The 25,102-nt window shown below is 44.9% G+C and carries 27 protein-coding genes and 1 pseudogene; 8 read left to right on the top strand and 20 right to left on the bottom strand.

Features of this window, described 5'->3' with window-relative positions; genetic code table 11:
* Positions 1-150 precede the first annotated feature (150 nt).
* Positions 151-1,620 carry a PTS transporter subunit EIIC gene (locus tag B9Y67_RS14255; protein ID WP_085507613.1) on the bottom strand — a complete coding sequence of 490 codons (1,470 nt, stop codon included), beginning with the start codon at positions 1,618-1,620 and terminating at the stop codon, positions 151-153.
* Positions 1,621-1,748: 128 nt separating this feature from the next.
* On the opposite strand from B9Y67_RS14255, the gene B9Y67_RS14250 reads away from it, so the two are divergent.
* A complete protein-coding gene (locus B9Y67_RS14250; protein ID WP_085507611.1) occupies positions 1,749-3,512 on the top strand; it encodes an amylo-alpha-1,6-glucosidase in 1,764 nt (587 codons plus the stop codon).
* 45 nt (positions 3,513-3,557) lie between these two features.
* Here B9Y67_RS14250 and B9Y67_RS14245 read toward each other — a convergent pair whose 3' ends face one another.
* The 6 genes and pseudogenes from B9Y67_RS14245 to B9Y67_RS14225 all read right to left on the bottom strand — a co-directional run bounded on the left by B9Y67_RS14245 (position 3,558) and on the right by B9Y67_RS14225 (position 9,519).
* The gene (locus B9Y67_RS14245; RefSeq protein WP_085507609.1) at positions 3,558-4,280 is read right to left on the bottom strand and encodes a UTRA domain-containing protein; all 723 of its coding nucleotides are present in this window, start codon (positions 4,278-4,280) and stop codon (positions 3,558-3,560) included.
* 601 nt (positions 4,281-4,881) lie between these two features.
* Positions 4,882-5,835, bottom strand: coding sequence for a hypothetical protein (locus B9Y67_RS14240; protein ID WP_085507607.1), 954 nt, complete (start codon positions 5,833-5,835; stop codon positions 4,882-4,884).
* Positions 5,836-5,982: 147 nt separating this feature from the next.
* Positions 5,983-6,573, bottom strand: coding sequence for a YrrS family protein (locus B9Y67_RS21210; protein WP_254901861.1), 591 nt, complete (start codon positions 6,571-6,573; stop codon positions 5,983-5,985).
* Between the two features lie 39 nt (positions 6,574-6,612).
* Positions 6,613-7,524 (bottom strand): annotated as a pseudogene (locus tag B9Y67_RS21205) (LCP family glycopolymer transferase); the annotation flags it as partial.
* 28 nt (positions 7,525-7,552) lie between these two features.
* Positions 7,553-8,947 (bottom strand): glycosyltransferase family 2 protein, encoded by a 1,395-nt coding sequence (locus B9Y67_RS14230; RefSeq protein ID WP_176224012.1) that lies wholly within the window; start codon positions 8,945-8,947, stop codon positions 7,553-7,555.
* Positions 8,948-9,327: 380 nt separating this feature from the next.
* The gene (locus B9Y67_RS14225; RefSeq protein WP_085507603.1) at positions 9,328-9,519 is read right to left on the bottom strand and encodes a hypothetical protein; all 192 of its coding nucleotides are present in this window, start codon (positions 9,517-9,519) and stop codon (positions 9,328-9,330) included.
* Between the two features lie 65 nt (positions 9,520-9,584).
* Between B9Y67_RS14225 and B9Y67_RS14220 the strand changes: the two genes are divergently transcribed.
* Positions 9,585-9,827 (top strand): hypothetical protein, encoded by a 243-nt coding sequence (locus B9Y67_RS14220; protein WP_085507601.1) that lies wholly within the window; start codon positions 9,585-9,587, stop codon positions 9,825-9,827.
* A gap of 64 nt (positions 9,828-9,891) precedes the next feature.
* Here B9Y67_RS14220 and B9Y67_RS21160 read toward each other — a convergent pair whose 3' ends face one another.
* The 8 genes from B9Y67_RS21160 to B9Y67_RS14185 form a co-directional block, all read right to left on the bottom strand.
* Positions 9,892-10,179, bottom strand: coding sequence for a TIGR04104 family putative zinc finger protein (locus B9Y67_RS21160; protein WP_085507599.1), 288 nt, complete (start codon positions 10,177-10,179; stop codon positions 9,892-9,894).
* Between the two features lie 183 nt (positions 10,180-10,362).
* Positions 10,363-10,920: a hypothetical protein gene (locus B9Y67_RS14210; RefSeq protein WP_085507597.1), complete on the bottom strand. Its 558-nt coding sequence runs from the start codon at positions 10,918-10,920 to the stop codon at positions 10,363-10,365.
* The gene (locus B9Y67_RS14205) at positions 10,917-11,543 is read right to left on the bottom strand and encodes an SCO family protein (protein WP_085507595.1); all 627 of its coding nucleotides are present in this window, start codon (positions 11,541-11,543) and stop codon (positions 10,917-10,919) included. The genes B9Y67_RS14210 and B9Y67_RS14205 overlap by 4 nt, the downstream gene beginning before the upstream one ends.
* Before the next feature lie 72 nt (positions 11,544-11,615).
* Positions 11,616-13,295, bottom strand: a complete 1,680-nt coding sequence (locus B9Y67_RS14200) for a cbb3-type cytochrome c oxidase subunit I (RefSeq protein WP_085507593.1) — start codon at positions 13,293-13,295, stop codon at positions 11,616-11,618.
* A 13-nt stretch (positions 13,296-13,308) separates the two neighbouring features.
* A complete protein-coding gene (locus B9Y67_RS14195; RefSeq protein WP_085507590.1) occupies positions 13,309-13,776 on the bottom strand; it encodes a cytochrome c oxidase subunit II in 468 nt (155 codons plus the stop codon).
* A gap of 6 nt (positions 13,777-13,782) precedes the next feature.
* Positions 13,783-13,929, bottom strand: a complete 147-nt coding sequence (locus tag B9Y67_RS20475) for a cytochrome c oxidase subunit 2A (RefSeq protein WP_139823813.1) — start codon at positions 13,927-13,929, stop codon at positions 13,783-13,785.
* Between the two features lie 252 nt (positions 13,930-14,181).
* Positions 14,182-14,730, bottom strand: a complete 549-nt coding sequence (locus B9Y67_RS14190) for a Rossmann-fold NAD(P)-binding domain-containing protein (RefSeq protein ID WP_176224011.1) — start codon at positions 14,728-14,730, stop codon at positions 14,182-14,184.
* A gap of 133 nt (positions 14,731-14,863) precedes the next feature.
* Positions 14,864-15,031, bottom strand: coding sequence for a YfhE family protein (locus B9Y67_RS14185; protein WP_085507587.1), 168 nt, complete (start codon positions 15,029-15,031; stop codon positions 14,864-14,866).
* Between the two features lie 163 nt (positions 15,032-15,194).
* Between B9Y67_RS14185 and B9Y67_RS14180 the strand changes: the two genes are divergently transcribed.
* Together B9Y67_RS14180 and B9Y67_RS14175 are read left to right on the top strand one after the other, a co-directional pair.
* The gene (locus tag B9Y67_RS14180) at positions 15,195-16,520 is read left to right on the top strand and encodes a cytochrome ubiquinol oxidase subunit I (protein ID WP_139823860.1); all 1,326 of its coding nucleotides are present in this window, start codon (positions 15,195-15,197) and stop codon (positions 16,518-16,520) included.
* A 3-nt stretch (positions 16,521-16,523) separates the two neighbouring features.
* The gene (locus B9Y67_RS14175) at positions 16,524-17,546 is read left to right on the top strand and encodes a cytochrome d ubiquinol oxidase subunit II (protein ID WP_085507583.1); all 1,023 of its coding nucleotides are present in this window, start codon (positions 16,524-16,526) and stop codon (positions 17,544-17,546) included.
* Positions 17,547-17,691: 145 nt separating this feature from the next.
* Here the strand turns inward: B9Y67_RS14175 and B9Y67_RS14170 are convergent, their stop codons facing one another.
* Positions 17,692-18,069 carry a hypothetical protein gene (locus B9Y67_RS14170; protein WP_085507579.1) on the bottom strand — a complete coding sequence of 126 codons (378 nt, stop codon included), beginning with the start codon at positions 18,067-18,069 and terminating at the stop codon, positions 17,692-17,694.
* Between the two features lie 117 nt (positions 18,070-18,186).
* Positions 18,187-19,599: a glycoside hydrolase family 18 protein gene (locus tag B9Y67_RS14165; protein ID WP_085507511.1), complete on the bottom strand. Its 1,413-nt coding sequence runs from the start codon at positions 19,597-19,599 to the stop codon at positions 18,187-18,189.
* A 200-nt stretch (positions 19,600-19,799) separates the two neighbouring features.
* Between B9Y67_RS14165 and B9Y67_RS14160 the strand changes: the two genes are divergently transcribed.
* Both B9Y67_RS14160 and B9Y67_RS14155 read left to right on the top strand, forming a co-directional pair.
* Positions 19,800-20,438, top strand: coding sequence for a YczE/YyaS/YitT family protein (locus tag B9Y67_RS14160; RefSeq protein ID WP_085507509.1), 639 nt, complete (start codon positions 19,800-19,802; stop codon positions 20,436-20,438).
* A gap of 107 nt (positions 20,439-20,545) precedes the next feature.
* Positions 20,546-20,791, top strand: coding sequence for a DUF2642 domain-containing protein (locus B9Y67_RS14155; protein ID WP_085507507.1), 246 nt, complete (start codon positions 20,546-20,548; stop codon positions 20,789-20,791).
* 49 nt (positions 20,792-20,840) lie between these two features.
* On the opposite strand, the gene B9Y67_RS14150 is transcribed toward B9Y67_RS14155, so the two are convergent.
* Complete coding sequence (locus tag B9Y67_RS14150) at positions 20,841-21,074, bottom strand: hypothetical protein (RefSeq protein ID WP_139823812.1); 234 nt, start codon at positions 21,072-21,074, stop codon at positions 20,841-20,843.
* A gap of 411 nt (positions 21,075-21,485) precedes the next feature.
* Here B9Y67_RS14150 and B9Y67_RS14145 point away from each other — a divergent pair, with 411 nt between their 5' ends.
* Complete coding sequence (locus B9Y67_RS14145; protein WP_176224010.1) at positions 21,486-22,253, top strand: helix-turn-helix domain-containing protein; 768 nt, start codon at positions 21,486-21,488, stop codon at positions 22,251-22,253.
* A gap of 242 nt (positions 22,254-22,495) precedes the next feature.
* Here B9Y67_RS14145 and B9Y67_RS14140 read toward each other — a convergent pair whose 3' ends face one another.
* Positions 22,496-23,413: an aldo/keto reductase gene (locus tag B9Y67_RS14140; protein WP_085507499.1), complete on the bottom strand. Its 918-nt coding sequence runs from the start codon at positions 23,411-23,413 to the stop codon at positions 22,496-22,498.
* Positions 23,414-23,574: 161 nt separating this feature from the next.
* On the opposite strand from B9Y67_RS14140, the gene B9Y67_RS14135 reads away from it, so the two are divergent.
* Positions 23,575-23,877, top strand: coding sequence for a hypothetical protein (locus tag B9Y67_RS14135; RefSeq protein ID WP_085507496.1), 303 nt, complete (start codon positions 23,575-23,577; stop codon positions 23,875-23,877).
* Between the two features lie 209 nt (positions 23,878-24,086).
* On the opposite strand, the gene B9Y67_RS14130 is transcribed toward B9Y67_RS14135, so the two are convergent.
* Entirely contained in the window at positions 24,087-24,869 is a 783-nt protein-coding gene (locus tag B9Y67_RS14130; RefSeq protein WP_254901814.1) for a SurA N-terminal domain-containing protein, read from the bottom strand.
* Positions 24,870-25,102 lie beyond the last annotated feature (233 nt).

The following is a 25,102-nucleotide window of genomic DNA, read 5'->3' as shown; positions in this document are numbered from 1 at the left end:
TTAGGGTGAATATAGATAAAGTCAGGTGAACATCAGTTTTGACCTCCCCCCTTTTATTTTCTGATAAAAACCTGAACTTTATTGAACAAGAAGACAAGCAGCAAAACATACGATCAAGAAAAGCCACTCCAATATGGAGTGGCTTTTCTATTAGGAAGTTGCTACTTTTTTTGTCTCCACTGTTTGACCCTCTTTTTTATCTACAGATTTACGTGTCTGGAACAGGTTACCTTTATGGAACCCGAGCGTCAGACCAACCGTCAGCACAAATGTGATTCCCATGCCAAGGAAGTAGAATCCCCAGTGTTCTGGATAAACAGATAAGAAGGACAGCACGCCGCCCACGCCAACGGAAGTTGCTTTGACGCCTTGCGCAGCGATATAGGCACTACCCACAGCACTCGCCAGCATGACAGCGATGAACGGGTAGCGGAAGCGGAGGTTGATCCCGTAAATCGCAGGTTCCGTAACACCAAGCCAGGCAGAAATCGTCGCGGCAAAAGAAACCCCTCTTAATTTCTTATTACGTTTCAATAGGAAGAACATCGTCAATGCAGCAGCACCCTGCGCCAATGTTACCGTTTCACTTACCGGCCAAAGCGTGACATACCCAAGAGTTCCTGCCATTTGCAGGTTTACCCCAAGGAAAATATGGTGCATTCCTGTGATCACAAGCGGAGCGGAAATGAACCCATAAACACCGCCTGCAAATGCAGGAGATACTTCAAATAGATATAAAATGCCATCCGTAATCCAGTTCGATCCAGTCATTGTGATCGGACCAATCAACCCAAACGTCAATAGTCCGGCAAAAATCAAAGCAAACGGTGCGACAAATAACATTTGCAAATTACCCGGTATGAAACTTTTCAAATGTTTTTCAGACCAGGTCAGCAGCCATACTGCAAAGATTACCGGAAGCACTTGTCCCTGATATCCTATTTTAGCAATTTCCCAGCCAAACAAATTCCAGTATCCTACACCTTCTGGATCTGCTGCATAATCATAGGCAGACATCAATTCCGGATGGACGAGCAACAAACCAAGAACAATCCCTAATAACGGACTTCCACCAAACTTTTTCGCGGCGGACCAGGCAATCAATACAGGTAAAAATGTGAATGCCGTGTTTGCGATTACATTAATGAATTCAGCAAATCCGGTCCAGCCGGTATACACGTCTAATAACGATTTTTCTTCAAAAAAGATTCCCGGATTGGCAAGCAGGTTGTTCAATCCTAACAGCAAACCTGCAGCAACGATCGCCGGCAGAATCGGAATGAAAATGTCCGCCAGTACCCGGATCCCTTTTTGTAAAGGATTCCCTTTCTCTGCCGTAATCTGCTTCATTTCATCCTTACTGACTTCCTCGGCATCCGTCTGCTTTACAAATTCCTGATAAACTTTTTCCACCGTTCCAGGACCGATAATGACCTGATACTGGCCGTTCGCTGAAAAGGTTCCCTTTACCAATTCATTTTCTTCTAATGCATCTCTATTCACGAGGTTTTCATCTTTTAGAACGAGGCGCAGCCGGGTTACACAATGGGAAGCATTCGTGACATTTGCAGGGCCGCCGACATGTTCAATTATTTTGGCAACGTTTTCTTTGAAACCCATGATATTTCCTCCCTTTATCTTAATCGCTTTCAAAAACCGCTTTCAAAATTTGCTACTTGTTTAAACAAGTTCATTATAGTACAGTGAGAATAGTTGTCAAGAAAATTTTGAAATAAGGAGTGTATCAATTGGATTTAACAGTAACTCCAATGAGCCATTTCGGTTCTTATATGGCCCTTACCTACCAGGAAAATAACGAGCCCGAAAAAGAAGGCATTTATGTGAATGCTGTCAGGGGGAAATCCAAGCAGCATCAAAATGCGCTTAAAATAATTCCGACGAAAAACGGGGAACCCGTCAGTTATAGCTACGAGGCAGATGAATTCCAGATCACCATGCATGTCGATGGAGGAAAATTGGACATTTGTTTTGAAGATGAGTTACGGATTTTTGTCAGGGGAACCGGGGAAAACCTCGGACTTACACTGGATACCCAGCCGATTTACAACTTTGAATACAATTATCTATTAGGGAAGAGTGGAGACGAATACTGCATCGTTAATAGCTATAAAAACTTAACGAAGTATTTGATTTTTGCGCCACAAGGTTCGCTTTCCATGAAACAGAACGTATTTATGGATACAACAGGGAGCACGAATAAAGCGGACAACCTGTCGAGCATCCATATTGACGCTGAAGCCGGGTCCGATGAGTTTCTCTGTGTCATTGAAGATATTCCGACACATGGATCGGTTCCAGCCGACAGAGAATACAGCTTTGATCAAGCGCTGGCAAAAAGCAAGGCCCACTTCGAAGATTTTCTAGCTAAACAGCCGGCGGTCCCGGAAGACTATCAGCAAACCTTACGCGAAGCGGCTTATCTCAACTGGACGTGCATCAAGAATGAAGAGGGCTTGCTGAAAAGGAAGGCGATGTTCATGTCCAACAGCAACTTCCCTGGCGTATGGAGCTGGGACAATGCCTTTAATGGCCTGGCGCTTGCCGGTGTGGATGACCAGCTGGCATGGGATCAGATCCAATGCCTGTTCGACCACCAGGACGAGAAAGGACAAATTCCCGGCTCCCTCAGTGATTCCACCATCCGCTGGAACTTTTCCAAGCCTCCGGTACAAGGATTGTTTGTATTGAAAATGATGGACAGAATGACTCTTACCCAAGCTCAGCTGGAACAAATGTATCAACAAATTGAAGCGCATGTAAACTTCTATTTCCGATACAAAGATTCCAACCAGGACGGCATTCCGGAATACCACCATGGGAATGATTCCGGTCAGGATAACAGCACCGTTTTCCGAAATGCCGATATCATTGACTCTCCGGATCTATTGGCCTTTTTGATTAAATCCATGGACATGCTCGCTGTCGCAGCTGGTAAATTGGACCGCCCTCAGGATAAGGAACAGTGGGAAGAGAAAGCACAGAAATATACCGACCTGTTCTGCGACTATTTCATCGTCGATGATTTGCCAGTCGCCCGTTATACACGGACCGGCGAAAAGATCGACAGCGAAGGATACCTGCCGCTCGTTTCCCTTATCCTGGCAGATAAATTGCCGGAATCCGTAAGAAAGAAAATCATTGAAACACTAAGCAGCGACAGGTATTTGACGGAATGGGGAATTGCTTCCGAGGCGATCGACAGCCCATTATATGAAGAAGATGCTTACTGGAGAGGACCCATCTGGGCACCGACTACCCTGCTGTTCATTGATGCTTTTGAAGCATGCGGGAAGCAGGAATTGGCGGATGAAGTAGCGGAGAAATTCCTGAAGCTCTGTAAGTATGGAGGATTCGCCGAGAACTTCCACGCTGAAACGGGTGAAGGGTTAAGAGATCTTGCTCATACGTGGACATCCAGCGTATTCATCCATCTCGCCGCCCGGCAACAGGAAAAAAACAATCGTGAACGTAAGCAGGCAGCAACGGTTTAAAAACATAAAAAAAGTGTACGAGACTCTCTCTCGTACACTTTTTTATTACGCTTTTCGCTGCGTCTGGTCAAAAAAGACAAAATCACCGGGCATGTGCCTCGACTGGGTATACTCAAACATGACACCGTCCGCATTGAAAACATGACTGGTGACCACAACCACACAATTGTAGCCATCCATTTTTAAATATTTTTCATCCGTTTCGGTCACTTTCTCCACCGTCATTTTTCGCTTCGCGGTGACCGCTCTTTGATTCCACTCTCTTTCCAGATATTCATAGATAGAATCCTCAGCGATGTCTACTGTCAGATCTTTCACAACATCTTTTCTAAAATAGTTATAATCCATGATCACCGGATCCCCATCAAGATAGCGGACCCGCTGGAGATGGTAGACCTCTATTCCCACCGGCATCATCGTCTCTTCATGGAGGCGTTCGTCCACCGTCATTTCTTCGAAAACGATCACTTCCGTCCGGTGTCCTTTTTTATTACGAATGGCGAATTGTTTGAACGTTTCGGTTTCCCCGAACATATACTCCGCCTGTTTGAAGTCCTGGTAAATCACACGCGCTCCATGCCCATGTCTCGTCTGAACATATCCTTCTGAAGCCAGTTCACCTATGGCCCGACGGATCGTATTTCGTGAGCAGTCGTATTCTTTTACCATGGTATTTTCCGATGGGAGCAACTGTTGATAGGGATAAAATTCATTTTCTATCTTCTGTTTCAAGTCTTCATAAATTTTCTTGTACTTAGCCCGTGGCATAATAGCCTCCTATGTATCTCACTTCTCTATGTATTTGTACTATAACTAGAAAAAAACGCCAGCGCAACCCATTGACCAAACAACTAATAGCTGCTTTAAGTCAGAACATGGCTCAGTTAGGGCGTAAGGTTGACGCGTTAGGGCAGAAGTTACCTGCGTTAAGTCAGAATGTTTTGGGTTTAGGTCAGAACCTGCCTAAGTTAGGGCAGAACTTGCCAGTGCTGCCTATTTTTTAATGCAGAAAGATGAAAAAAATATCTCACGAGTTAAAATAACATTACATAGCGATTACTTGTCTGGATAAAAGCAGATTCATCTGTTAGGGTGAATATAAATAAAGCAGGTTCCCATCAGTATTGACCTCCCCCTTTTCATCTGAAAGGAATCCTGCCTTTATTAAAAACAAACACTGCATACAAAAAGCCACCCCAATCGAGGGTGGCTTTTGTTATAAGATAAGAAAGTATAATATTTTAGTCGGCTAGCTTCAGCGCCCAGACACTCGCGACATAAGCAACCCGTCTTGCGGAAGGAAAGGACACCTTCCACCAGCCGTTTTGCTTATGCGTTTCGTGTCTTTCAGGGCGCTTGCGCTTTTCTTTTACGTATGTTCCGCTGCAAGTTCCTGACTGAAGTGTCCGGCTTCTCCATTGGTCATATCCGCGTGCTCGAGCACGGCTTTCAGCTTTTTCAAATCCTTTTCGGTATAAAATGGATAGCCATCTTTCAGCTGACCCACCAGAAATTTGGCGAGCTTTTCTTTCTGATCAAATACATACGGCTTATAAGCTTTGGAATAATTGATGACCTGGTTGCTTTGAGTAAAATAAACAATCGGAAGTACCCGATGGTCGAGCTCATTAGTTTCCAGCAGGCTATGGATCGTCTCCATCCCATCCAATACCTGTCTGGCAGGATTCTCTATGGACCTCACCTTCAGGTTATGCCGCTCTGCTTGCTGATGATCAGCGACAAGCGTCTTTTCTTCCTTAGGATCATCGGAAGAAAAAAAGTCATCAAACAAAAAAGAAACTTCCTTCGCCTTGTCCTGACTCATACCGTAAAGCACCTTTCCCTGTAAATCGTTGGTGCCAAGCAGATAAATTCCCGACTTCATCAATACAATAAGCTCATTTTTAACGAATTTCTTATCCCCAGGCGAAGGTAAGTACACGTTAGGCAGTAGAATCATATCAGAAGGCTGGATCCTTCCTTCACGAACCAGACTATCCTTCAATTCACTCACAATCGTATACACTTCCATCTCACTGGCTGTTCGAGAGATCTTTTCCATATCTTTGACGTATTCTTTGACCGCTGCGACCTTTAGCTCGTAATCTTCCTTTATTTTTTTCCTGTGCTCTTCTTTCTTTTGTTCATAATCCTTTTCCACCTGATCCAGTGTTGTCACGGCGTCGTGTTCCACTTCTGCCACCATTTTCTTATAGCTTTTAGCGGAAAAATAATGATAGATGATTAAACCTACTACAACAAACGCTAACACACCAGCTGCTGTTACCCACACATACATATTTAAAAAATCAGATGCATTCATATCGCTTCTTCCTCCAACTCTTTTTAATAGACTTCGAAAATCCAGCCGCTGTTCGGGCAGTATCTTTCAAATTGGTTGGAATTACATGTTTATTGGCGGACCCACCCTTACAGCCCGCCGTTTTCTATCTTTAACACGGTCGTCTCCTCAATTTTTCTGATCATTTTCATAAAGAATTTCTGTTTTCACCGGCTTGTAACCGGCACCGTCCACCCACGCAACATGGACACGGTAATTCTCTGTCTGGGCTTGATTGGTGACCGTGGCATTGGCTTTATCCGTGCCTTCACCCGCCGCCCACCAGACAATCATATCGTCTTCCGGCAAGCCGGCACCTGCAGCGATCGCTGTCGTCATTTCCTTCCAATCGAGCGAACCTTTTTCAAAAGTGATATGAGTATGGTTCTCCTGTTCGGTTGGCACAACAGCCCAATTATCGGTTATGACTTGTTTGACGTTCGGATCACCATTGCCGCCTTGGTCCTGGGAAGATTCCGGTCCTGTTGGTTCTTGAGGTGCCTCCTCACTTTCGTCTGTGGCTGACTCCGCCTCACCTTCATCCTCTTTCGGTGGCGTTGGCTTTTCTGTCGATGTTTCCTGCTCTTTTTCTTCCGGCGGATCTTCTTCGTCCGGACGATGCTCTGCTTCGGTTACTGGTTCTTTACCAGATTCACGCTTGGGTTCTTTGGTCGTAAAGAGATTCCCTTCCTTGTCCTCTTTCTTAACATTCTCTTCCATCGGCCTTTTTGCTGCATCAGATGCCTGGTCGGCCAACCCTAAATGAGAGTTCAATTGATAGGAAATTTCCTCTACTTGTTTTTCGTCAGGCATATAGTAGTAAACCCCATCGATCTTTTTATCCGTGCCTTCGATTTTGTACTGTTCAATTTTTGCACGGGCATCTTTGTAATTGGACTGGATTTTCCACATCTCATTAAAACTCAGGTTGGTCTTCACGTGATCTTCCACCACTTCAAAAATATCACCGAACTTGGTCACGGAGGAAATGCTTGCCCCTTTTTGAATCACTTGTTCGATCACCTGACGCTGCCGTTTCTGACGCCCGAAATCCCCTCTAGGGTCGAGCTCTCTCATCCGGGCATACAGCAGGGCTTCTTCTCCATTTAGCGTAATCTCCCCTTTAGGAAAATACGCATCTCCTTTGAGATGCTCGGCATCCCTGGTATCAAACTCGAGGTCGTTCTGGACAGTGATACCATCCAGAGCATTAACAATGCCTTCAAAACTTTGCATATTCACTTTTACAAAATAATCGACCGGAACGTCGAGAAATTCCTCAATTGACTTGATGGTCATTTCCGTACCGCCGACTTGATAGGTGCTGTTCATCTTATTTTCTTCAGCCCCTCGAACCTTTACATACGTATCACGGGGAATACTGACCATCTGGACAGACTCTTCTTCCGGATTGATTGTCAGCAGGACCATCGTATCGGCCCGTCCGCCTTTTTCTCCTTTTTGCGTATCCAGCCCCATGATCAATACGGATATCGGATCCCCGTCCTTCAAGTCGATATGATCCAGACGCTGTTCAAATTCAGGATTACGGTCAATATCTTCATAGATGCTTGCCGAGGTCGACGTGAACACGTTGAATGTATAACTGACTGCCCCAAGAACCAATACCGTCCCGGCTGTCATGATGAATAATAGAACTTTTTTACCCATAATGCTGTCCTCCACTCAAAACGGAGTGTCAAGCTGCCGTTTCCGATTTCTTCTGATGATAGTTTCTTCCTGTCCGGGATACTTTGTTCCATTTCTTGTTGAAAAAGTAAGAGATGCTTCCATACATGACGTAATAGACTGCCACAAATCGATACACGAAAATATCGAAGAAAATTGTCCCCAGTATTCGGAAGCCATCTCCCTTCTGGAAACGGAAGCCATAATGCTTGTTCATACGGAGCGCGACAAGATCGTACAGGACCCCGAATAAAAACAGGAAGAACAAATAGAAAAACATATAGGCAAGAATCGAATTCTCCGAGCTCGTAATCAGGTTATACGTCACCACCCCAGTCATGAAATAAGCAGCAATCGTACCAATCAGAAAGGTTTCAAAAATATAGAAAAAGGAAACAGGCTTGGTAAATAACGTTTTTAGGAAAAATGCCCAAAAATGAATGACACAGTCGACATATGCTTTTTGCCACCGGAGACGCTGTTTCGTCAAATCCTTCCATGTCTCCGGAAGTTCGGTATAACCGATCGCATCAGCAATAAACGTGATTTTCAACTGCTTTTTATCTGCAATGAACCGCTGGATACGCAACGTGATGTCGATATCTTCTCCAATGGAATTCCGGTAGCCGCCAACCTTAAATAAAATGTCTTTCCGAAAGACACCAAACGCTCCAGAAATAACGGCCAAAGCCTTGAATCGGACGAGTGACAATTTGGATATATAAAAAGCTTTCAGAAAATCAAGTACCTGGACACGGACAAGCATATTGGCCGTTTTCAGCGATAACCGCTTTAACGGCTCATTCGTTTTTGTCTGCAGAACATGGACCATTCCGCCGGCAGCTACGACTCCTTGATCTTCGAATGCTTTATTGACTGCTGCCAATGCATTCTCGGCCAAGATCGTATCGGCATCCAGCGTGACAACTAAATCTTTTTGAGAATATTCGATTCCGGCATTGAGTGCATCTGCCTTCCCGCCATTCTCTTTATCAATGACGTACATATGAGGATAAAGCTGGGACTGGTACACCCCTTTTACCTTTTCATGCATCAGTCTGCCCTGAGGGGACAGCTCGCTTTTTTTCAAATCGAGCATGTTATTCAAATCATCCATCGTGCCATCCGATGATCCATCATTGATATAAACCACTTCAAACTTCGAATACTCCAGTGTCTTCATACTTGCTATTGAAGTTTCAATGATCGATTCTTCGTTGTAACAGGGAACCAAAATACTGATGCCGGCCTCTTTCATATAGCCATGTTGATGCTTCCACTGTTTCAAACCGCTAGTGATTCCCGTACTTTCGTCATTATTACGAAAAAACGGCAGGCAATGATAAAGATGCAACACAGGAAACGTTACACTAATCAGAAAAAATATCGTTATAAATAAATCCAAAGCCGTCACTCCTTCATGGTGAAATGCAATATACTTTATACGTCTATGACAAATAAAAACGTCCCCCATGAAAGGAGGACGTGAATTTCCATCTCTAAAAGATTAACACAAGTGACCACCTGAAAAATACAGGCTTAATATCTAAATATACAGGCCCGTTTTATAGGGAAAGATATGTACCACGTGACAATCATTACCGTAATTCACCAAAATATGTTTAAAGACCATTACAACCTTACTAACAACTGTTTTACCAGGTGATGGATGAAATTTTTTCTTTTTGAGATAAATGTGTCAAGGGTAAAAAAGGTATTACATTTTTATTACTTTGGTGGTTTAAAGCGGCTATGTCTGTTAGTATAATTATTGAATAAAGGCAGCTACCTAACCAGTTTGACCTCCCCCTTTTTCCTGGTATGATAGCTGCCTTTGGTATGTTTATTTATCAGGAGCTGCATACTAATCTCTCTCATGATAGCAATAGAAAAAGAGCCTGGCTGTACCAGGCTCCCTGTCCGCTCAATCACACGCTGCCTCAAAATGACAAATGATATAGCAATTACCCTGATCATCACAAATGATCTGACAGTCCTCTTCTAACTCCGGTAAAGTTTAATGGGGAGGAGGTGCGTAAGCGATGTCATGGGGAAAGGACAAAGGCTGTCGTCATTGTGATGATGGTGCTTTGAGACCACTGTCCCGCAATATGTTCGTTCTTATACGATGCGTAAATGGGGCAACAGAAACCTTAAAGGCTACAAACAGCCATTTGTTTAAAACCTTTTCTGATTTCACTGCCGCACATGCAATGGCGCAGAAGCTCAATGTTCATACCAAAGGTGCGATGCATTGGGATGTTAAACACCAAAAACAATACTAACGTAAGCGGGTGGCTGCCTGCTTACTTTTTTTATGCCTTTTGCTGCCACCCCTTTGCCTTCCGTCTACTTGCTTACCAACTTATAATTAACCACAAAAGGGGTGACAAGCATACCTGATACAAATATCAACAACGCCACTACAATGGTGAAAAAGATGTTATGAAAAGGAGATAAAATCATTCCGAATAAAAGGAAGGGAACCACACTGAACAGGGTAGTGAGAAACCTCGAAGGAACATCAATTTTATGTACGCAGTTACAATTTCGACATGTAATCGGACCATAAATAAAGTTTTTCTTTAAAATCTCTCCCCACTTAAAAGGGTTAGAGCAACAATCACACTTCGTCATAACCAAACACCAACTTTTAAAAATTTCGTTAATACTGGAAGGAAGAACTTCCCCTTTATCTTACCATATATATCCACACCGATTGTCATTCCTATCCATAAAAAAAACAGCCCATCTTATTGCTTTCTGGACTGCTTTTTTATACGCGGAAGCCACATCCATGGAAATTGGCCGGATGATAGGCTATACTGTTTTGGCAAAATCGGTAATATAACTGTACGCCAGGTAAATGATCATACAGACAGCGGTCAGCAAAAATCCCCATCCGAGGGTGATCTGGTCGATCATCAGATAATTATTGCACAGCTGGTTCGGTGACCAGATGTACAGCCAGCCCATCAAAATGAATAATAAGGTAAATAAACTAATCAGACCGTTTTTAAGACTGGCAGTGATTTTCTTCCAACTGTCCCAAAGCGGCACACCAGCTAAGAACGGCAGGGAAATGAACTTGAACAGCTCAATATACCAAAGGTTGAGCGCTTCGTCCATCGACCGGGGCAGCGTCCAATAGAAGATGACGATCACAAACAGCAGGATGCCGGGAATGCCATTCGGGTTCCATTCTTCAAAAAAGCGCGGGAACCTTTTTTGCAGTGCAGGTGCGAGCAAAAAGCCGATGATGACAAACAGTGTCATCTGCATATGCATATGGATGATCATTACGGACTCCATCAGATTGGCAACGGGAGGGAGCATGAGAAAAAAGTACAGCAATAACACATAATAGATTCCCTTCATTTTTCTCCGCCCCCTTCCATCCTATCCATCACGGTTACTGCCGCTTCTCTCGTCTCCTGATAATCCATCACTTCCACCAGCCGGCCTTCCGGATCAACGAGATAAAAAGCCGAATTGTGGGCAAAGTTGCCATATTCGTCGGGAATGACGATCACGCCGAAACGGTCGAGCAGTTCATCCAGTTCCTGCTGATCCGGAATCCGAGCCATCCGCCACGTCTCCCCGTCACTCTCAAGCCATTCCCGGTACGTGTCCAGTACTTCAGGTGTATCACGCTCCGGGTCAAAGCTGATGCTTAAAAACTGGATATCTTCTTCCACCACGTCTTCCGGCAGCATCTCATACACTTGCTTCATATTCTTCTCCAGCTCCGGACAGACAGTCCCGCACATCGTATAAAAAAAGGTAATGAATACATACTTGCCTTCAAACTCGGAAAAAGGATACACCCGTTCGGCGTGGTCCTCTAACGTTACCTCAGGAAATAAGGGTTTCTCTTCTTTCAGCTGGTTGACCCGAGCCGCTTCCGATGTGTAAGCAGTAAAGCCATCAGTTCCGAAGTAGAACAGGACGATACCAAAGACAGCGACCAGTAGATAAGCTAGTAGTTTTTTGTTGACCATTAGGATCACATCCTAGTTATCGATTAAAAGAAAGAGAGCTGCTGCCAGGAGCGGGCTCTCTTCTTTTGTCATTTACCAGGTTTTGAATGGAGGCGAACCTGGAGGCGCATTAACAATGAAGTCGACTAACGGAATGACATACGCCATGCTTACCAGCCCAAGCATCAGCACGATCCAGAGACCCCATCGCTCGGTCCACATTGGTGTCGGTGTTGCATCTTCTTCTACATCTGCCACCGGAAACTCAGTTTCCCCTTTTGGTGCCAGGAACATCATATGGAAGACAGCGTACACTTGGAGCAGTACACCGATCATCAGTAAGGTTCCGCCGATCGCCAGGAAGAACAGGTAAGGATCCCAGCTTAGTGCCGTTGCATTATCAAAGTAAGTCGAGTAAGAGGTACGGCGCGGGGAACCCAACAAGCCGACCCAGTGCATAGCCCCAGACATGAGCACCATACCGATTGTCCAGACGATCGTTTGAATAACACCCAGTTTATTGATTTCTTTCGTCAAAACCCTTCCGGAGACATATGGGACGAGCCAGTAGCTGACACCGAAGAACGTCATAACAACTGTCATACCAAGCGTCAAGTGGAAGTGACCGACCACCCACATCGTATTATGGGCAACCTGGTTCAACTGGTTCGTGCTTTGCACAATTCCGCCGGCACCGGCTGGAATGAATGCAGCCATCGCAATGAACGGAGCAAGGAACCGGACGTCTCCCCAAGGCAGTTTTTTGTACCAGCCGACAAGACCTCTGCCGCCTTTTTTACGAGCTGTCTTTTCAAACACAGCGAACATCGCATAAGCAGTCATCAAGGACGGGAACCCAATGGCAAGACTCATAAACACGTGCATGTATTTGACAGATTCCGAGATACCCGGGTCAATGATCTGATGGTGGAAGCCGCCAGTAATATTCATGATGACGAGCGCGATGACAACGATCCTTGTCAACAAATCGCTCCAGCGTCTTCCGTCAATGATTTTAGGAACGAAAACATACCAGGCAGAAATGGCGGTCATATACCAGATGTTAACGAGCGTATGGCCAAATGCCCAGAACAGTGTACGGGAAACCATAACATTGATGGTCTCAATCCATCCAAGCGCCCATGGAATGATGTAGAATACTTCAATAGCGACCGGCAGACTGCCGAAGAACAATAGGACAAAAACACCGGTTGCGAAAAAGGAGATGATCGGGATGTGCTGTCCCTTATGATTTTTTCTCCAATTTGCCACATTGATGAAGGCACCGAAGGCAAGCATCCAGACACCCAATACGATGAAGACGAGACCGATGTAGAACATCGGAGCAGCGGCCATCGGTGGATAGAAGGTATACATGACAGAGGCGTCGCCCTGTAAAATCGGGATGACGGCAAGCACGAAGCCGAAGATTTTCATCCAGAAGCCGATCCAGGCCATTTTCCTTACTTTCGGTAGCAGCCCGCCTAAGGAATGGGAGAGCCCCGCGTAAAAGTAACCGATCGTGAAGAAGGCCGATAACACAACCACCAGTAAGAGTCCGTGGGCGGTCAGTACTTTATAATAGTTCAGCCATACCGGCAATTCGAGGATGCCAGCCCTGTTCATGCCTTGGAGAAGTCCGAGAAGACCGCCAACTAAAATGGCGACGAAGGCAACAATTAAATATGATTTCGTGATTCTGGCATCTTCCGGACTGATTCCGAGCGCTTTATTCGCTTTATCTTTCCAATACTCTTTTTTTATCGCTTCCATGTTACTCCCCCCTTTATTTTACTGTAATCGTCGTACCCATCAGCTGATGGCCCGATCCGCAATACTCGTTACAAAGGACCAGGTACTCCCCAGGCTCATCGAACGTTTGTGTGATTTTTGAAATGTAGCCGGGCATGACCATTGCGTTGATATTCGTATCCGCTACCTGGAACCCGTGCGTGACATCTTTTGAAGTCATGGTGAAATGGACCGTGGATCCTGCAGGTACTTCAATTTCGTTTGGTGTAAAGCTGAAAATCTGAAGCGTCATAACCACTTCATATTCATTTTCACCAATCTGTTTTACACCAGGGTTATCGAATGGAGCTGTTTCATCGACCTTTTGCGGATCGATCCGTTCCCCGTAGCTTGGTGGTCCCATATCTTTCGCGAACGCCTGATAGCCTGTGATTAACATGAATCCGATAATCATTCCAAAACTCAATGTCAGCCAAATTTTTTCCGCTTTATGCATGTTCATCCCCTCCTATATTCTCGCCATATACAATCCGTAAATCAGAAGATACGTTAGAAAAATGACTCCCCCCACCACAGCTACCGAAAAAATAGTCCCCTTCATTGACGAATGCTCTTCCACCACTTCTTCGGTCTTCTTTACGTTTGACTCCGCCATTTCGAATCCCCCTTATTATTTGTTAACTCCATGATAATTGAGAACGGTTATTAACTAAGTGAACTAAATCACACTTACTGGTATTATTTTTTAAAAATGTTTCTACTGTAACAAAGTTGTCAAACTTTAACACCGGGCTAGTAGAGGAAATTCTTTTTTTTACATAGGAAAAGCCTGGATTCACATGAAATCCAGGCTTAATATAAGTTCTTAATTCTATAACAGTTTTTGCTTCGCTTCATTAACCAACCATCATGGCCGGTGTTCCCACGGTTCCAGTACACCGACAACATGTTCCATTTTTTCGTTCCTTATCGCATCAATCACACCATGTGCTATCTCGTCATGCACCAGCCACTTTGAACGATTCCCTTCCACCACATAGCCCAATTGCACGATATGCAACGTGCCATGATCCGGTACATTAATCTCTTGCCGAAAGACATCACGGTTGTGTGAGCTCCCAAGGATTATGTATAAGTTGAAGGGAACAGTAGCTTTAGCCACTTCATGCAGGATGACCTCCCTGGCCTTCCCTGCATCCGAATGGATCCATGCTACTACCAGTTGAGGCGTGCCATGCCGCTCAAAATCTTCCCTCAATCTATGTATCAATCCTTCTGTATTTTTATAATCTACTAAGACCGGAATCAATTTATCGCTACGAGTGGACCGCTCTATCAGCTTATCCATCTTCTGTTTATTCCGCACCACTACGGAGACATGATAACCTTGATCCGCGAGCCACAGTGTCGTTTCCGCTAACATTCCCGTACCGCCAATCACCAGCGCATGTTTCATAAAAACCTCCCTTTCATCTTCGCCATGTTTTACCACCATAATCCTTCGTGTTTATTATACTTTGCCTTTAGCAAATTTGAACTTCTTAACGTAAAAAAAGCAGCTTGCTCTCAAGCTGCTTTTTCAAAGGTGCTTATTTTTTCAATTCAGGATTTTCACGTTTTGCTTCCTGGACTCTAGGCTTTCGATAGCCTCCAGCTTTATCTGCTTGCTTGAATTCTTTCGCATAATGTACTTCCTGTGCATCACTTGGATCGATCCCAGTTCCGCCTACAGGTTGATATTGTGCTTTTCGTGCCATGTTGTGCTCATCCTTTCTGTTGGAATTGGGTTATATAAACCACTTTCCCACTATAAAAAGGGCGTAAACATCACACGTTTTATAAATGCAGTATCCCGTTGGAATAAAAATAGTCGAACAGGGCTTACTAACTAGCAGATTATTCCTTCCTGAGGTGAGTAGATTGGATCCAGTCATGTACGCCCGTGTGCTGTTCGGCAGCTCACTCGGTTTTCATATTATCTATGCCACACTAGGTGTCGGCCTGCCATTAATGATTATCTTAAGTGAATTCATGCACATCATAACCAAAGATCGCCATTACGCCATCATGGCGCGCAGAATCACGAAAGGGTTCGCCATATTAATTGCTGTTTCAATCGCTTCCGGAACGATTGTCGGCGTTCTATTATCGTTGTTATGGCCTGGTTTCATGGAAATGGTCGGACAGATCATCGCCCTGCCGTTCCTGATTGAAATTTTTGCATTTTTAATTGAAGCGGTCTTTATGTCGATCTATCTCTATGCTGCTGATCGTTTATCACCGGCCATGCGCCTTGGCAGCATCATCCTGGTAGCTATCGGAGCGGTCGGCTCGGCGATACTGATCACCGATGCCCACGCCTGGATGAACACACCGGACGGGTTCCGGATCGTTAATGGGGAAGTAGTCGATGTTGATCCATTGGATGCTTTTTTCAATCCGAGCTTTTTCGCCACAGCCCTTCACGTGACCGTATCGGCTTACATGACCGCTGCTTTTGTAATGGCGTCGGTTGCCGCCTTTAAACTACTAAAAAGAAACATAACAAAAGAAGAGCGCAGCTATCATATGAAGGGGTTGAAAATCTCCCTCGTGTTAGGTCTGCTTATGTCTTTGGCAACTGCTGCCAATGGTCATGAGACAGCCCAGATGCTCCACGAATACATGCCAAGGAAACTTGCGGCTGCGGAAGGATTATTCGAAACGCAATCCTATGCCCCGCTTGCAATTGGCGGGTTTACCGATGAAGAGAGCGAGTCGGTGAAATTTGCGATTGAAATTCCCGGTGCGCTAAGCTTCCTGGCTGGAGACCGCTTTGACACAGAAGTATTAGGGTTGAATGAATTCCCGAAGGATGAATGGCCGCCTTTATTCGTCCACACCCTGTTTAACGTGATGGTCGGTATCGGTACGTTATTGCTTCTCTATTCCGCTTTCCTGGTGATATGGAAGTTTGTATTAAAAAAAGAGTTCAAACCGTGGATGTTTGCCGGACTGACAGCAGGTGGACCGCTTGCCATCATTGCCATTGAGGCCGGCTGGTGCTTCAGCTGTATCGGGCGCCAGCCATGGACCATCACCGATGTGATGAGAACGACGGAAGCTGCGACAGATTCTGATTATGTCGGGCTGTTATTCTTTTTATTCGCCGGGCTGTATATCGCATTACTGTTCATCACCAGCTTCGTCATGCGTTACTACTTCAAGCGAAACCCGGTCATGAAAGATTTGCAACTGGAGGGATAAACCATGGAAGCATCCATCATCGCAATTACGATTCTCTGGAGCTTTTTATACATTTACTCTATGCTCGGTTCGCTTGATTTTGGGGCAGGTTTCTGGGGGATGATTTATGGTAAAAAAAATAATACCGGTGCCTCGCTGATTGCCAACCGCTTCCTGTCTCCTACCTGGGAAGTGACCAATGTCTTTCTCGTGTTATTTGTGGTAGCCTTATACAGCTTTTTCCCGTTTGCCGCTTCCATGCTTGGGGTTTTGTTCCTTCTGCCTATCGGTCTTGGGCTCGTTCTGTTGACGATCCGGACCACTTTCATGGTCTTTTCTCATTCGGTGAAACGGTATGGCAGACTATTGCAGGTGATATCAGGAATTACGGGCATACTGATCCCGGCATTATTGGTGAGTATCTTACCTGTTACGCTTGGAGGATTTATTACGATGGAAAACGGTCACCATGAGCTGCTGTACGGAAAACTGCTGACAAGTTTCACCACCTACGCCCATATCCTGTTTGGCATTTGCACACAATTTTTCTTATCCGCCTTATTTTTAGCGGATTATGCCTCCGTTTCTAAAGATCCATCAGCTGCTCAATTGTACCGGAAACACGCAATTGTAGCGGGACCGGTAACGATTGTTGTTGCTGTTTTAACCCTATTCACATTAGAACCGGAAGCATCGTGGTTCCTGACTAATGTGGAAAACCATTTGTATGGATTCGGCATGTCCCTCTTGTTGTTTCTATTTGGCTATGCCGCCCTGTTTTTGAAAAACAGGGACGGACAGCGGGGATTATTCCGTTATGCCGTCGTGTTTGTAGTTTTACAGTATGGTTTTGCCATCTATGCGTACGGTTCTTCACACCTGCCGTACATGGTCTATCCGCACCTGACCATCGAGGAAGCGTTCACCAATCCTTCGATGTTTTATGCCCTGTTGATTGCAACCATTATTGGAATGGCCATCTTAGTTCCGGCTTTCTATCTATTCTGGAAGTTGTTTTTGAAAGACAGAAGATATTTGGAGCAATGACTTTTTAGGGAGGGAGCATCCGATTCCGTTCCTCCCTTATCTTTTTAAAGCAGAAGATATAGCGATAATGAATAATACGAAGAATGTTACACCGACACCAAGCAGGATATTCGTCAGGCCCATCTGGGTTCCCCCTTTTTCAATTTTAAATAAAATTCGTAACGATCAGTATATCAACTACACTGAAAATGACCGCTAATGCCAGGGAACCGATCACCACGATCCGCCTTTCCCGAGCCCATTTCCCAGCTATAGTCATCAGGAAGAATACAACGGTACTAATTTGAATGTTTTGCAGCCGGGACTGTTTTTGAAAAATGGCCAGCTCCCCATCCGGATTCCCATCAAACGGTTCCCGTTTTTTTATCCCGCCATACCAATAATATTCCGTGATTTGTGTAGTTTCGGTATCTTCGTTGTAATCCAATTTTTTATATCCTAATACCGGTAACTCCAATGAAAAAGTGACCAGCAACCCTGTTATCAAAAGGAGAACGGCATAGGAGACCCTTTTTCTGTTCACCCCTATTCTCCTTTCCATGAAATACTATTTTCAGACAATTTCCTCCATTTTAACATTTATAGAAGATTCTTGTATCTATTCATAGAAATAAGCGTGCCGGCTAAGCACGCTTTTGGTTTAATATTTTTCAATCGTAAAATTATTACGCAGTACCGGCCAGTTTTGCGGGAACGGGCTTCCGAGCACCCAATAACTGCCGCCGCGCAGGCCATATTCCTTGATGGTATCGTATTTCGCCTGCATACTCCTGGCATCCTCGAACCACACCTCATGCTCCTGGCCGCTCGCGTCGACGTAACGGAAAAACGGCGACTGGTACTCGTCATCATACTGAATATCGACTCCATACCGGGCGGCAAGCTGCACGGCTTCTTTTGGACTGACCGTCCGGGCAAACGTGCCTTGCTGCCATGGAATTTTCCAGTCCCGCCCATACAACGGGATGCCCATCAAAATTTTCTTGGGAGGTATCTCTGTAACCGCATAGTCGAGCACATCGCGGACTTTATTGATCGGCGCGATCGCCCACGGTTCTCCACCGGCCCAGCCCCATTCATAAGTCATAATAACGACAAAATCGACAATTTCCCCGTGCGCCGCATAGTCATGCGCTTCATACAAAAGCCCCACCTGATCAGCTGATTCTTTCGGTGCCAATGCCGTCGAGACTGAATAGCCTGCCGGCCTGAGTCTCGCTACAGCGCGCCTGAGAAAATCATTGTAATTTTCCCGGTCTTCCGGATAGACGTATTCGAAATCAACATTCAGACCGGTATACCCTTTTTCCTCCATTGTCTCGATGATGTTCGTAATCAAGGTTTCCTGCAGCTCAGGACTTCGCAAAATAGTCGCCGCCACATCAGAATCGAACGACCGATCCCTGAAATTGGTGAGCACTAACAATGGCGCAACGGCTGTCGCTCGCGCCGCTTCCAGCACGGGGGTCTCCCGCATATCCGTAATAGAACCATCTTCTCTTATGGAGTATGTGAATGGCGATAAGTAAGTAAAATTCCTCCCGAGCGCCAGCACCTCGCTACGCCCTTCCTCCCCGGTATTCGTAATATAAGCATTGATTTCCGTAACAGGCCGCGGCTCACGGGGAATATACAAAACCTGGCCGACCGACAGCATCGCTGGATTACTGATCGAGTTCACCTGTACGATCCGGTCCACAGACGCCCCGAACCGTCTGGCAATCTGCCATAACGTGTCCCCAGACCGAACACGATATGGAAAGTACGGCAGTACCAGCATATCTCCCACAAAAATCAATGCCGGATTCGTGATTTGGTTGACTTGTGCGAGCTCCTGCACCGGTACTACAAAGCGTTGCGCGATCGCCCACAACGTATCTCCCGGCTGGACTACATACTCCCGTCCCGGTTCAGGGATGACAAGCGCCTGACCCACCACGAGTACATCAGGATTTTCTATCTGATTCGCCAAAACAATCTGGTTCATATCCGTTCCATAACGCCGGGCCACAGCCCATAACGTATCTCCTGAAACAACCACATGAATTTGCACGATCCCTCACCCTCTCAGGTAGTCTCTATATACCATGCTATTCACATGAAGCTTGTCCTATTATGTCTTTCACTTCACGGGACTTATTGTGGAAAAAAGATAGATAAAAGGAAAATTTCAGCACCCTATTGACGTGAAAAAATCCAGCTAATAGAATGGCCCAATAAAATTGTTTGATCAGAAAGACGAGGGTTATCATAATGTTTTATCGTACCGCGGTGTACATGCTTGGAATAGTTGTGAATTTTTTTGGTGTAGCCCTTATAATAAAAGCCGCCTTAGGCGCGGGATTTTGGACGGCACTATTTGTAGGATTATCTGATCGTTTCGGTTTTACCGTTGGCATTTGGTACGGAATGTTTCAGCTCGCTTTCATTTTCCTCAATGGGTGGTTAATGAAGCAAAAGCCGGAATTTCGTGCTTTACTGCCACTTATTTTAGAAAGCCTGGTATTGGACTTCTGGCTGGAAGTTGTGTTCAAACATATGACCTTAGCTTCCGCACCATTTTTCATTCAGCTTCTCACCGTTATAGCCGGTGTCAGTTTCACTGCTTTAGGGGTAGCGATTTACATTTTACCTCAACTGCCGCGAGCACCAGTCGATCAATTATTTTTAGTCATCGCTGACAAGTTCAACATCAGCCTGCTGGCAAGCCAGACAGCCATCGCAGTCACCACCTCAACTTCGGCATTGTTGATTGGTGGCCCAGTGGGAATCGGTACCATTATGGGAACGTTCGGCGCCGGTCCACTCATACAGTATTTTTATACGAAAGGGTATCCTATTTATTATCTCTATCACCCACAATACCAAAGCAGGTATGAGCCGCTGACTTAAGGTAATGACTAACCCTTCCTTCCCGAAAGGAAGGGTTTTTTGATTGGCAGCACCTTTTCAGTGACCTTGCATAAATTGAATGCAGTATGAGAATGGGGGAATGTGACATGCGTCATGATGTACACGCAGGAGACAGAAACCAAGAAACCAATCATCAATATAAGACTTTGATCGATCCTTTTGTTGTGAATCGCCTTCAGTCGATCCTTGGTGCCACGCTGATTGTAGAAACAACAAAAGATACGATCAGAGGAGATTTAATCGAAGTCCAGCCCGATCATATCGCTTTAAAAGCAGGCGATTCCACTGTATTTGTACGTATCCAGCAAATTGTAACCGTAATGCCCATTTAGGTAACAAAAAAACCTTCCTCCTGAATGTTTATCTTTCAGAAGAAAGGCGCTAGGTTACTTTAGTATTCTGTTTTGGCATATACAAGGTGAAGTAGATATCTTCCACACCTTTAAACGTATATACTACTTTTTCTATCTCTTGATGGTAATAAACAATCATGTAGTCCCCGTTATCATCCACAATCTTTTTGCCATAACGGTACTTCGGATACTCCTTGATTTCGAACTCCTCTTTGGTATCGAGAAGCGAATCAAGCATAAAGTCTAACTCTTGATGCTTCACTTGTATCACCTTTTTTCTCTGTAGGCTCATTAATTATATACCCAGCTATATTCCTAGTAAACATGAATCACCAACCATGGTCACCCAACTAACCAACGCAAACGGTAGCAATTGCCTGATAAATCCCCTAAGAATACTGTGCGTTAGAATAACGCATTTTTTTATTTTTTTCAACCGCGGATGACACCCCAGGAATGCCACGGTAGATGACACCGTACCCCCAAGGCTGAACATCAGGCACCACAAGGACCCAGTCGTCTTCATTCCCACTGGAAACGAAGCAAAAACGTAAATTTAATAATAGAAAAGCATGAGAAAAACGAACATAGCGAAAAAATTTTCAAATTCCGTCACACCATTTTTATCGAAATTACGATTATAGAAGTAAAAGACTGTGATAGGATGATGAACATGCTGCAAGAAATCCGTCAACTTCAATCATTTCCCAACAAAAATGCGATGGACCTCCGCGTCCGCGCCTTTCTATACCATCATAAAGCCACGCTATCCCCTGGTGCCCTTCAGGTGTTGAAATTCATCTGGCGTCATTCGGTGAAGTTTCCAGGTGTTTCGTTTGCCAAAATTGACACGATCATGGAGAAAACAAGCCGCAGCCGGAGCACGGTCATTCGCGCCATCAACATATTCGTAGCCAAAGGACTCATGAAGCGGGTTCCGGCTGTCCGCCCCAATGGTAAACGCGGCGTGAATTTTCTAGTCATCCTTCCTGAAGAAACAGCTGCATGCCCATGGGAAAAAGAAGCAGAAACCGAACAACCGGAAGGAAGCACCTTGAAACCGGCACCCGCGCATAAGTCAGACATAAAAAAAGCTGTATCCAAACCGATGATGGATACAGACTACCTCCCTGCTTTTATACCAAAAGCGTTTATTAAGCTGACCAAACCTTATTTACAAATCACGGATATTTACGCCGCGTGGGGCAGTGTCATGCGTGCCTATCGGCAGATGAAGCTAAACTATCCAGTCGACCATTACATAGACGTGATCACCAAAACCTTCAAGCAGGCAATTTTCCTCCAGAAGCAAGGTGCGATCAAAAAAACCTTTCTCGGTTATTTTTACGGTGGAATGAGAAATAGCTTCACGCAAGTAGGACGAAAAGAAATCATGGACGATCCATCCAACCTGTACTACGACTGGCTTCATGAATCCTGATTTCCCGGCCGCTCCGAATCAGTTTTCACGAACGTTCACTTCCGCTTGCTTCTTTTAAGAAGGATAAGAATAAAAATGACAAAGAGGATCGATATGATAGCTGCCATCGCTAAAACGGATAGAACAAACGGATCATTCAACATATGGTTCCACCTCCTGAATCATTGGCGTCATTGTAACATGATGAAAAAAATTATAAAAAAATGAACGCAATCATCCTGACTGCGCCCATTTCCTATGCTTTAAGGCAGGTCATTGCCTACTGCGCGGTACAGTTCGTACCATTCCTGTCTTGTCAATTCGATGTCGGAAGCTTTTGCGATAGCGTTCAGCCGCTTCGGATTCATCGAGCCAACGACCGGCTGAATGTTAGCGGGATGACGCAGAATCCAGGCAATTGCGATCGCAGAATCAGTGACGCCTTTTTTCTCGGCAAGTTCCTGCAGTTTAGCGTTCACTTCCGGGAACGCATCGTTGCCGATAAACGGCCCTTCAATCATGCCATGCTGAAATGGGGACCACGCCTGGATAGTAATGTCGTTCAGACGGCAATACTCCAGTACGCTGCTATCGCGCACCACGGCAGGATCATTTTGCATATTCACGTTAAAGCCGGAATCGATCATCGGTGTATGTACAAGGCTCAGCTGCATCTGGTTCACAATCAAATCGTCGTTCAGATATTTACGCAGCAATTCCATCTGCATCGGATTCTGGTTGCTGACGCCAAAATATCGGACTTTACCGCTTTCCTTCAATGTTGCAAATGCTTCTGCCACTTCCTCCGGCTCCATCAAAGTATCCGGACGGTGCAGCAGCAGACTGTCGACATAGTCTGTCTTCAGGCGGCGAAGGCTGGCTTCTACTGACTCGAGAATATGTTCTTTGGAAAAATCAAAAAAGCCCTTGCGGATTCCGCATTTCGTCTGGATTTTCATCCGCTCACGCACATCATCATTCATACCAATGGCCTCCGCGAACACTTCCTCCGACTTCCCTTCCCCATAAATATCAGCATGGTCGAACAGATCAACGCCTGCTTCCATCGCATTTTCAATGACATGGGCTGCATCCTTTGTGCTGAGCTCACTCATCCGCATGCAGCCAAGCGAAATTTCTCCTACCTGTAAGTCACTGTTTCCTAACATTATCTTCTTCATAAGCTTCACCTTCTTTTTCAGGATGGTTTTATCCTAACACGGAGGCGCTGAAAAGCAATAACTATAGGCTCCATTCGTTATTATTTCGGGCTTTATTACTATATAAAACAACATTACCATAGTGTAAAATTGGATTACTACGATAACGAGAGGGTGGGGCGATGAAGCAATTATTTGTTTTCTTACTGCTTTTCCTTGTTATCAGTTCGACTACGGCAAGTATGAATGACACACAGTCCTCACCTGAGAACTATGTAGCGGATAATCCAATCATAGATCAATCTACCTCTGGAGGCAGCGATCCGGGGGACAAGAAGTTTAGCTTATTGCAAGGAACGATCATGATCACCATCAGTCTGCTGCTCATGACCTGGTGTGCCAGCCAATTGGCAACAGCATACATTCCAAAGGTTTTCCTTGTTACCATCTTTTATCAGTCGAATTATGTGATTGTACGCCTTTGATAAAGAACAACTACTATTTTTATCAAAGGAGGAGAATGCAAATGATATGGTTTCGAATGATCATGATCGCAGCGTTTTCACTAACGGCAGTATCCTTGTTCTCTTTTCAGGGAATTGAACTGTACCATGCGTTTCTTGACTTTTTTCAAAAGAACCGCTGATAATCATAACAAAAGCCAGGTCCTGATGGGACCTGGCTTATTTGTTCCTTAAATATGAACTTTCACGTCGGCGTCTTCACGAAGGCTCTTCATCAGCTTCTGAGCTTCTTCGCCTTCTTTTTGCATCTTGACTTGTTCTTCAAGCTGAGGCTTCACTTCTTCATATGGTGGTACTTCACCTTGGCCTTCACCGCCCATTTGTTCCTGCTGGGCTTTCATTTGTTCATAGGCTTGTTTCAGTTCTTCCTCGGATGGCTCAAGATCGCCTGCTTCTTCAGCAATCAACTGATCCATTTTAACTTGTAGTTCCAATTGAGAATCGATTTCCTCTTTACTCATGCCTTGTTCTTCAAGGGCAGCCATGAATTCATCTTTCGATCCAAGCTGATTCTGCTCAGCTAAATCTTCCAGGATTTTGTCCTTTTCTTCCTGTGTCGCTTCATAGCCTCGGTTGTTCGCTTCCTGGATCAGCAATTCCTGACCGACAAGGCTCTCAACCATTTGCTTTTTCAGTTGATCCTGATTCAGTTCCTGGCCAGACATTTGTGCCTGTAGAGCAGCTTGTTGGAACTGCTGTTTATAAGCGCTCTCGAATTCTTCCTTCTTAATTTCTTCTCCATTGACTTCTGCTACGACCTCAGGTGTATCTTTGAGATCCGGCTCCGGCATTTTCGCCTGCTCGCCTTCTCCACCTTCTTTACCTTGTTCAGCTTTTTGTTCCTGCTTTTGGTCTTTATCTTGTCCCTCTTTTTTTGCTTCTTCATCGTTGCCGCATGCAGCCAATGCTAATAATGCTGCAAAAAGCAGCCCCATAATCCATTTTTTACTCAATTTCCATTCCCCTTTTCCAAATAAGAGTTTCCGTCATTGTATCATGTTTGAGCCGACTGTAAACCCATGGATGGAAAATATCCCCGTTATGTCAGAGTGATTACAACGTTCATCCCTTGTTTTGCAGGCTGTCTAACTGTCTTCCTGAGCAAATGTGTAAAAACTATGTAATAGCAAACCTGACTAATGAAAACATCCATTTCTTCTAATATAGGCTTGCGCCTATCCACATC

This window comes from Thalassobacillus devorans, assembly GCF_900176565.1.
GTDB lineage: Bacteria > Bacillota > Bacilli > Bacillales > Halobacillaceae > Thalassobacillus > Thalassobacillus devorans_A.
The sequence above is the reverse complement of the archived record's forward strand: the minus strand, read 5'-3'. Positions and strand labels throughout refer to the sequence as shown.

What these genes read in the sequence shown, in the direction of transcription:
- B9Y67_RS14245 (WP_085507609.1), bottom strand. Translation starts at nt 4,280, where the DNA reads ATGCCACGGGCTAAGTACAAGAAAATTTATGAAGACTTGAAACAGAAG.
- B9Y67_RS20475 (WP_139823813.1), bottom strand. Translation starts at nt 13,929, where the DNA reads ATGGCGGAGTCAAACGTAAAGAAGACCGAAGAAGTGGTGGAAGAGCAT.
- B9Y67_RS14175 (WP_085507583.1), top strand. Translation starts at nt 16,524, where the DNA reads ATGGAAGCATCCATCATCGCAATTACGATTCTCTGGAGCTTTTTATAC.
- B9Y67_RS14220 (WP_085507601.1), top strand. Translation starts at nt 9,585, where the DNA reads ATGTCATGGGGAAAGGACAAAGGCTGTCGTCATTGTGATGATGGTGCT.
- B9Y67_RS14160 (WP_085507509.1), top strand. Translation starts at nt 19,800, where the DNA reads ATGTTTTATCGTACCGCGGTGTACATGCTTGGAATAGTTGTGAATTTT.
- B9Y67_RS14255 (WP_085507613.1), bottom strand. Translation starts at nt 1,620, where the DNA reads ATGGGTTTCAAAGAAAACGTTGCCAAAATAATTGAACATGTCGGCGGC.
- B9Y67_RS14225 (WP_085507603.1), bottom strand. Translation starts at nt 9,519, where the DNA reads ATGATCAGGGTAATTGCTATATCATTTGTCATTTTGAGGCAGCGTGTG.
- B9Y67_RS14185 (WP_085507587.1), bottom strand. Translation starts at nt 15,031, where the DNA reads ATGGCACGAAAAGCACAATATCAACCTGTAGGCGGAACTGGGATCGAT.
- B9Y67_RS14140 (WP_085507499.1), bottom strand. Translation starts at nt 23,413, where the DNA reads ATGAAGAAGATAATGTTAGGAAACAGTGACTTACAGGTAGGAGAAATT.
- B9Y67_RS14200 (WP_085507593.1), bottom strand. Translation starts at nt 13,295, where the DNA reads ATGGAAGCGATAAAAAAAGAGTATTGGAAAGATAAAGCGAATAAAGCG.
- B9Y67_RS14240 (WP_085507607.1), bottom strand. Translation starts at nt 5,835, where the DNA reads ATGAATGCATCTGATTTTTTAAATATGTATGTGTGGGTAACAGCAGCT.
- B9Y67_RS14135 (WP_085507496.1), top strand. Translation starts at nt 23,575, where the DNA reads ATGAAGCAATTATTTGTTTTCTTACTGCTTTTCCTTGTTATCAGTTCG.
- B9Y67_RS14210 (WP_085507597.1), bottom strand. Translation starts at nt 10,920, where the DNA reads ATGAAGGGAATCTATTATGTGTTATTGCTGTACTTTTTTCTCATGCTC.
- B9Y67_RS14190 (WP_176224011.1), bottom strand. Translation starts at nt 14,730, where the DNA reads ATGAAACATGCGCTGGTGATTGGCGGTACGGGAATGTTAGCGGAAACG.
- B9Y67_RS14195 (WP_085507590.1), bottom strand. Translation starts at nt 13,776, where the DNA reads ATGAACATGCATAAAGCGGAAAAAATTTGGCTGACATTGAGTTTTGGA.
- B9Y67_RS21160 (WP_085507599.1), bottom strand. Translation starts at nt 10,179, where the DNA reads ATGACGAAGTGTGATTGTTGCTCTAACCCTTTTAAGTGGGGAGAGATT.
- B9Y67_RS14205 (WP_085507595.1), bottom strand. Translation starts at nt 11,543, where the DNA reads ATGGTCAACAAAAAACTACTAGCTTATCTACTGGTCGCTGTCTTTGGT.
- B9Y67_RS14145 (WP_176224010.1), top strand. Translation starts at nt 21,486, where the DNA reads ATGCTGCAAGAAATCCGTCAACTTCAATCATTTCCCAACAAAAATGCG.
- B9Y67_RS21210 (WP_254901861.1), bottom strand. Translation starts at nt 6,573, where the DNA reads ATGGAAGAGAATGTTAAGAAAGAGGACAAGGAAGGGAATCTCTTTACG.
- B9Y67_RS14155 (WP_085507507.1), top strand. Translation starts at nt 20,546, where the DNA reads ATGCGTCATGATGTACACGCAGGAGACAGAAACCAAGAAACCAATCAT.